The organism is Paenibacillus barcinonensis (assembly GCF_003217495.1).
Classification (GTDB): Bacteria; Bacillota; Bacilli; order Paenibacillales; family Paenibacillaceae; genus Paenibacillus; species Paenibacillus barcinonensis.
Window position 1 is genome coordinate 427,409 of sequence record NZ_QJSW01000003.1, and the last position, 6,909, is coordinate 434,317.

The window sequence follows — 6,909 nt, forward strand, 5'->3', positions numbered from 1 at the left end:
ATATGCTAGCTTTATATGTTAAATTTAATTAAAATCAGCCATGACGTCGAATATAAAAGAGTACACCTCTTACTTACAACAAGCGAAATACCAAATCAAATGATGTGTTTATTCCGCAATATGTAGCCCATATGCTTAATCCATATAATCGATAACATTTAATATTGTGTCTCTCAGCGCAACATAGTTCGTTCCTTCATGAGACAATATTTCATCGTATATTCTAATAAATGATTTTTTCAACTCCGATTCCTCAATCTCATGTATATCACTTTCCATCATTTCTACTAATTCCAGAAAGGCGCTTAATTGCAGAGCAAAGTCAGATTCAACAACTCCTATTCCCTCGTCCATATGAATGTCATCAGAAATAATATGCTTACTAGCATTCTTAAGAACGAACCCAACCATCTCATTATTTTGAAGAACAAAAGAAAAGTTCCCCGTCATATTCACTAAAATTACTCGCTCTAGTTTATCCCATGTCTTCGAGTAAGAAATCATCGTATCCTCTCGAGAATAATATTCTGCTATATAGGATAATTTACTATTAAAATTTTTCTTTTCTGTTAATTTAATTGTTCCATTTTTTTCTTCAATCATTTTTAAATCAATATTTTTTTTGATAACTTTTATAGGCTCTGCTAGCTTTATAACAGCCCCAGTAAATGACAAATCCTCTTTACTAAATAGAATAGTATCCGCATCAGACCATAACCACTCAAAACTTCCATATGAGGTTTTTTTTAGTTTTTCTACTTCTTTAAAATCTTTCGCCTTACCAATCCAGATAATTTGACTGGATAAGTACCACTTTATCTCTTCATTATGATTGCTTAAGTTATTCTGAATTATCAATTTCATAATTTTCATGGCATAATTTGAGTCGCAGGTGGCATTGTCCCTCCACTAGGAGTAGGAATATTGCCCTTTACTATTGAATCATGTGTAACGGGCATACCAGGATCTGTCGGTTTTCCACCAAATATAGCAGCACCACTTTCACCTCGTGCCCCGTCTGGTCCATAACTCGTAATTACATTCCCTTTGGAACTGCCCTTGCTCTCAACTATTACCACATTAACCCCTTTCCTATATATTAAGTTTTGAGAATTATTTCCTGAAACATACACTGCGTCAGGTTTTGATAAAATCTCTAGCTCTTTCTCTTTTCCTAGTCTACCATGATAGTTACTTGCGAATTTAATTTTTCCTTCCTTGGCTTTAGCACTAATATCCGATGCAGATTTAGCCTGTTTCTCAAACCCTTTAGGTACAGCTTTACCATTCCCTACTCCGTTAGTCGCATTGCCCGAATTCTCCCGCTTCGCCTTTGCATCCCGAATCGTCTGCTTCACCTTGTCCAGAGCTGCACTGGTTCCGCGGCCCTTATAGGGACCCTTGCCACTTTTCATACTTCCCGTGACCATCCCAATTCCGGCCACAATCTGGCTCCACTTCAAAGAGGTGATCATCATCTGGGCGTAATCGTCTGTGACAGGTTCTCCCGTAAACGGATTCACTCCGAGCTCAAATGCTTCAATCTGTAACTGGATCAAATCTTGATCTGGAGGCTGGGCAGGTGCCATTCCCTGACTCAAGCTGCCCTGATCCGTCACACCCTGGTCGTTCACAGGTAACCACATATGCCACTGTGAATTGTATGCCATCTGATATCCCTTATCATCATTGCTCTGCGTTGCTTTCAGCCCAATCGACATCGTCGCCACACTGCCTGCTACGGCTGCTCCGCTCACTTCATCCGCTTGCTGAAAACGCCTGCCGAAAACTGGAGGAAGTGCTGGGTGAATGGAGAGAAGCTCAGCGTAGCCCGTCACAACACCAAGCACTGCTGGGGATGGTTAAGTTATTGCTGACGATGATCCAGCAAATGGAGGACATCGCGGGTAATCTACCTGAAGTCGAACTCGTGAAAAGCACCCCGGGAATCGGAATGAAACAAGCTGTAGCAATAGTAGCTGAAATAGGTGATGTCAGGCAGTTTAGAAATGCCAAGCAACTCGTGGCGTTTGCGGGCCTTGATCCAGACATTTTCAGTTCAGGGAAGTTTACAGCGACAAGCACACGAATAACGAAACGGTGCTCTAAACGACTCAGAGATTCGCTACATTTAGCGATACAATGCGGAATGCGAAAGATTGTGAATGCAAAAATTGGTTCGTATTACGAGAAAAAAAGAAAAGAGGGCAAGCCCTACAAGGTGGTCGTGATCGCCTGCGCGAACAAGCTGTTGCATCACATTTTTGCCATCTTGCAGAAGAGCCAGCCCTACCAAGCGTAACCCACATTTAACCAAAACCTCCATAGCAGTGGAGGTTTTTCTTCTTGGTCGAAAGAAGTATACCACGAAAGAGAAATCATCCAATAAGAAATACTTGCCAAACATTAGCTGGTTTTTATTTCGCGCTTTTCACGCACTCAACTGGCTAAAGTCATAAAAGGGTAGTCTTGACGCATCAAGACTACCCTTTAATACACAACTTTATTTTACACTTAGCCACCCCAGTTTTTTGTAAGTAATCATGAAAAGCTTTGTGCTCTTTCAATTAACCAGTTAATCGCATCCTTGCCTGATAGCCTCTTAGAATCTCCACCCTCACCAATGTCAATCCAATCTGTACTTACAGTTTCAATCCCTATAGCTCCACACAAGTTAATTCCTGACAATCGACATTTATTGAGCGAAGCATTTGTAAGATTTGCGTTTAAGAATATTGCATTTTCCAAGTTAGCTTCTGAGAATAGAGCCTTCTCTAGGTTGGCTCCAGTTAAATTTGCAGATATTAAACTTGACTCAAAGAAGGTTGTCCTAAGGAAATTTGAGTTTTGCATCTTGGCCTTATTAAAGACTGCATAATCTGCTGTTGCTTTTACTGCCTGAGCATTTTCTAAGTTTGCCATTGAGAAATTGCAAGAAGCTATATTCGAGTCATTGAGAATTATATTTTCTAAATTTGCACCTTTAAGAGTTACTTCGGGTAATATTGCAGATGTTAGATCTTTGTTTGATAAATTTATACCAGACAAGTCAATTTCATAAATGTATAATCGATTTCCAATACTACCTAACGAGTCAAGCCAAGCTTTATGTTGTATAATTTTTTGATTTATTGACTCATTCATATACACTGCCCCTTCACATGCTATGGCCAAAACTTAACTCTGTCCCGGTAGTATTCTTGATACGCTTGCTCGCTCATCATACCCGGGTGTATCTCACCATAGCGATTGTACTTGTACATTGCGGTATCACGCAGCTGCACCCCAGGCACCTGACGCATCCGATCATTCAGAATGACAAAACGCTTCACCTGGTCCTCTGCCGAACCAATACGGATAAAGTTCCGCTGATTGGTCGAGTAGTACAGATCTACAGGCACCCGAGTACGACCATCCTTGCTCACAAAATCAAAGGTCGGTGTAAGCCGAATACCATCTCGCGGGCCGAACATATTGCCTTTGGTTTTAAAATCAAATTTAAAGTGGTATCCCGTCTTCACGGCTACATTCTTATACCCCTGAAGCGGATGACTTCCCGGACGGATAGGCACGGTGAACTGCGAAAAATTACCCCGCTTGTCCCCGTCAATATTCTTTGTGCCAGTCCAGTAGCTAATCCACGTCGGGGCAATGCTTCCCTTGTAACGGCAGAAGACCAGCTCCCAGTTGTAGTCAGCGATATCTGTGATTTCAAAATCGTACAACCTGCCAATGACTTCAACCGAAACTTCGTCACTCGCCAGATGATACGTTAGATCGGTATTCGCATCTGGCTGCGCATTACTACGGGACATGCTTTCGAAATCGTCCGGGGCATTCTCGGCAATATTGCGGAACTGCACCTGGTAACCCCCTTCGTCGACCCAAACCGGAAGACAGAAGGTCGTATCCAGGACATACACCGGAACATCAATCCACGTATTCCTCGGATAAAACTGCTTCCGGTCTTCGCTATACACATCAAAGGGGAACCTCACCTGTTTAATCCGATAATATTTGGCATAGTCCCGATTCCCGTACCCCGGATACGAGCCAACATCCAGATGCTGACCACTGGTAGGCATGCGTACCGTGAATGGACGCTCCAGAATCAAGGCAGAGCGATTCATGTTGGGGACAGTTTTCTGGTTATGCGGCTGATCATCCGATACGAGAGAATAGTTGACGACTGGGGTATGAACTGTGACCGTATTAATTCCCGGAATATCGAACTTTTCCTCTGCATTATCATCATTAATATTACCGCTCATCAATTCATAGTTAATTTCACCTGTACTTGGCTGATTTTTTTTGTTGACTAGACTATTCGGTATTTCATTATCTGGGCTATACAGCACATCCCTATGAATTACTTCTGGATCTGGTATCTCTCCAGGTCTAGGTGCTGTCTTTTCGACTTTTGGATTATTTATGACTACGGTATTTTTAAACTTCAAGTAATCGTTCTCTACTTGAACCTCGGCTACCGCTTGCTCAGCCAGTGGTTTCAAGTTTTCTGAAGGTGTGGCTGGTTCTGTAGTCGTCCCAGGTACTGTTTGTGACGGTGCAGTGATGCTTGCTGGTACGTTAGGCGCATAGTACCTACCATTTGTGGATGCCGCATAACTAGGGCCACTATAGTCAGCTGGCAATAGCTCTATTTCAGGATTAAGTGCATAGTTTTTCAAGATCGCATTGGTAATTTCATAAACAAGAAGAGAATCAATCTTCCAATAATCAAAATCCCTCTTCACTGTATAGGAATATGGAACTGTTACTTGACGGCTCATAGGGATACGTTCCGTTGTTGTTCCACCATTTCCATCAGAAACAGTTTCTTCTCTTGTCCACGTTTTGTTATATGTTTTATTGACAATGACTGTGTATGTGCAAGTTCCCTTCATGTTCACGAATTTACTTTTAAATAAGTAATTCATGCTGAACACATTACCGTACAAACTTTCGGATGTTGGTATCCCTTTAAGCACATCAAAAGGTTCGCTACCGCGTTGATCTGCTTTAATCACCGCGCTAGGATTGGGGGCCATTCTCTCCTTTGTCATTTCAACTGCTGGCGACTCCATACATGCTGCATCTGGTTCTTTTGGAATGTCTGTCGGTTTATCTGTTACTGTGATCGTCACTGATTCATATATGTAATAAGGGCCATCTGCGGAATTCTTCCATTTCGCTGTAACCACTGCGGTCCCATTCTGGTAAGCTGTGATTTTTCCCGTTTTAGGTTCCACCGTAACTACCGCATTTCGATTGGATTACCAATCAATCTGATCTGCACGCTTGGAAACATTTACCCAGTTTCCAAAAGATTCTTGATCATATTGCTTTGTTCGAACCTCTGCTACTAGAGACTTCACATCACCAACCCTCAGCTGCATGTCGTCCCGAACGCGAATCTCTTTGGTTTCTGTCACATACCCACTGAAGTCAATTTCTAAAGGAGTGTAGTAATCAACTTGATATTTTGGCGCTTTATCTGCTCTCCAAGCATATCTAGTTTTTTTATCGAAACTATAATCTGCTTTACCATCTGGATCTACCTTATCTGATCCCGTTTGTGTCTCTAAAGTGATTAGCAAACTTCCTTTTTTGTAACCTGGCTTTGAACCTGGTTTAATAGCATAGGTTCCCAGCTTTGTATCATACCTTACGTCCTCAATTTCTAAGTCGCTAACATATTCTTTTTTAAATGGATTATCATTATCATCCCTTAGTGTTCTCGGTACATAGTCTTCGGTATTAACTTCATCCTTTACAAAGTCGTTACCTTTCAACTTTAGCGGTAAGGCATCATATCCAGATGAGAAAGTATTGGTATTTACACTGCCATACTTGCTACTGGTAGCCACCCAAATTTGTGTATCAGTCTGAGTCCATACCGTTTTGGGTCTCGGATAATCAGTCCCTGTTACTTTTACTTTAATGGTTTGCTTTCCCTTAGCTAATCCAGGTGGCTTAACTTCTATATCTTTCTCCGGGTAGCCTTCCTTAAAATTAGCCAAAACTTTATTCGTTGTCATTCCAAAAAAGATAATAACTAACATTATTAAGGCAATGTAAGTATAGGTAGTTTCTTATTCATATGATTTTCCACCTAGTCGATATTTTTGATAATTGCATAAGATCCATCATCCATATTGTATTGTCCTTTGAAGTTCTTTGGATCTACGTAGTTCACAAGCCAAACCTTAACCCCGTTTTTGTGTTTAGCAAAAAACTGTGCGGGTTCAATATTTGGTATCGTGAGATAACCATACTTTTTATCCAGTCCATTATTCAAAATTGTCATACCGCTACCATTCATGTCTGTTGCCCCATTTTTATAGTCACCGACATCAAAACCCTGTTTTTTGGGAAGGATCGTTATCTCTTGGAAAATAGGTAGCAGCATAAGATTTTTGTATTTGTCTTGCCCGTAATCCGTCATAAACAGTGATGTGTAGATGCTTTTTTTCTTTTTAGGCTCAGAAACATTCACACCGATCAAGCGATGAAATAACATGCTTCCTGAACCATTACGGAACGTCTTACGCTTACCTGAAATGTCTGCTATAGAAGTCTTACCTGTTGTTAAACTAGATACCAATTCAAGATTCGTCTTTTTAATTCCCACCATCCGTAGCTCGTTCAGATCATCAAAGCTGGTTGCGTCTTTTTTCAGCACACCTTCAAGCCTTAACAAGATAGCAGAAGACTCAGCACGTGTTGTCGTCTTCTCCATACCAAACGATCCGTCGGGAAAGCCATTCATTAAGTTCGTCCCCATAGCAATCGCAAGGTAAGGAAGCTTCGCCTGAGCAATACCTGGTTTAAACGCCTCTTTGACAGGAAGTAACGTTTCTTTCGTTTCAACGAATGCCTTCTTATACTCCTCACTAGATGCCATTAATC

At 41.3% G+C, this 6,909-nt stretch carries 5 protein-coding genes and 2 pseudogenes; 1 reads left to right on the forward strand and 6 read right to left on the reverse strand.

The annotated features are described in order from the left end of the window. Positions 1-135: 135 nt before the first annotated feature. The gene (locus DFQ00_RS07630) at positions 136-873 is read right to left on the reverse strand and encodes a hypothetical protein (RefSeq protein WP_110895864.1); all 738 of its coding nucleotides are present in this window, start codon (positions 871-873) and stop codon (positions 136-138) included. Then, on the reverse strand, positions 870-1,838 hold the full coding sequence (locus DFQ00_RS07635) for a hypothetical protein (RefSeq protein ID WP_167433619.1): 969 nt from the start codon (positions 1,836-1,838) through the stop codon (positions 870-872). Before DFQ00_RS07635 ends, DFQ00_RS07630 begins: the two co-directional genes overlap by 4 nt. On the opposite strand from DFQ00_RS07635, the pseudogene DFQ00_RS07640 reads away from it, so the two are divergent. Then, positions 1,817-2,302 (forward strand): annotated as a pseudogene (locus DFQ00_RS07640) (transposase); the annotation flags it as partial. The gene DFQ00_RS07635 and the pseudogene DFQ00_RS07640 overlap by 22 nt on opposite strands. Before the next feature lie 239 nt (positions 2,303-2,541). Here DFQ00_RS07640 and DFQ00_RS07645 read toward each other — a convergent pair. The 4 genes and pseudogenes from DFQ00_RS07645 to DFQ00_RS29095 all read right to left on the reverse strand — a co-directional run. Further along, positions 2,542-3,144, reverse strand: coding sequence for a pentapeptide repeat-containing protein (locus tag DFQ00_RS07645; RefSeq protein ID WP_110895866.1), 603 nt, complete (start codon positions 3,142-3,144; stop codon positions 2,542-2,544). Between the two features lie 20 nt (positions 3,145-3,164). Continuing rightward, a complete protein-coding gene (locus tag DFQ00_RS07650; RefSeq protein ID WP_110895867.1) occupies positions 3,165-5,249 on the reverse strand; it encodes a DUF5704 domain-containing protein in 2,085 nt (694 codons plus the stop codon). A gap of 24 nt (positions 5,250-5,273) precedes the next feature. Next, the gene (locus DFQ00_RS07655; RefSeq protein WP_110895868.1) at positions 5,274-6,062 is read right to left on the reverse strand and encodes a hypothetical protein; all 789 of its coding nucleotides are present in this window, start codon (positions 6,060-6,062) and stop codon (positions 5,274-5,276) included. A gap of 50 nt (positions 6,063-6,112) precedes the next feature. Next, positions 6,113-6,909 (reverse strand): annotated as a pseudogene (locus tag DFQ00_RS29095) (S-layer homology domain-containing protein); the annotation flags it as partial.

Excerpts from the sequence above, each read along its gene's own strand:
- DFQ00_RS07645 (WP_110895866.1), bottom strand. The coding sequence starts at position 3,144 with ATGAATGAGTCAATAAATCAAAAAATTATACAACATAAAGCTTGGCTT.
- DFQ00_RS07630 (WP_110895864.1), bottom strand. The coding sequence starts at position 873 with ATGAAAATTATGAAATTGATAATTCAGAATAACTTAAGCAATCATAAT.
- DFQ00_RS07655 (WP_110895868.1), bottom strand. The coding sequence starts at position 6,062 with ATGTTAGTTATTATCTTTTTTGGAATGACAACGAATAAAGTTTTGGCT.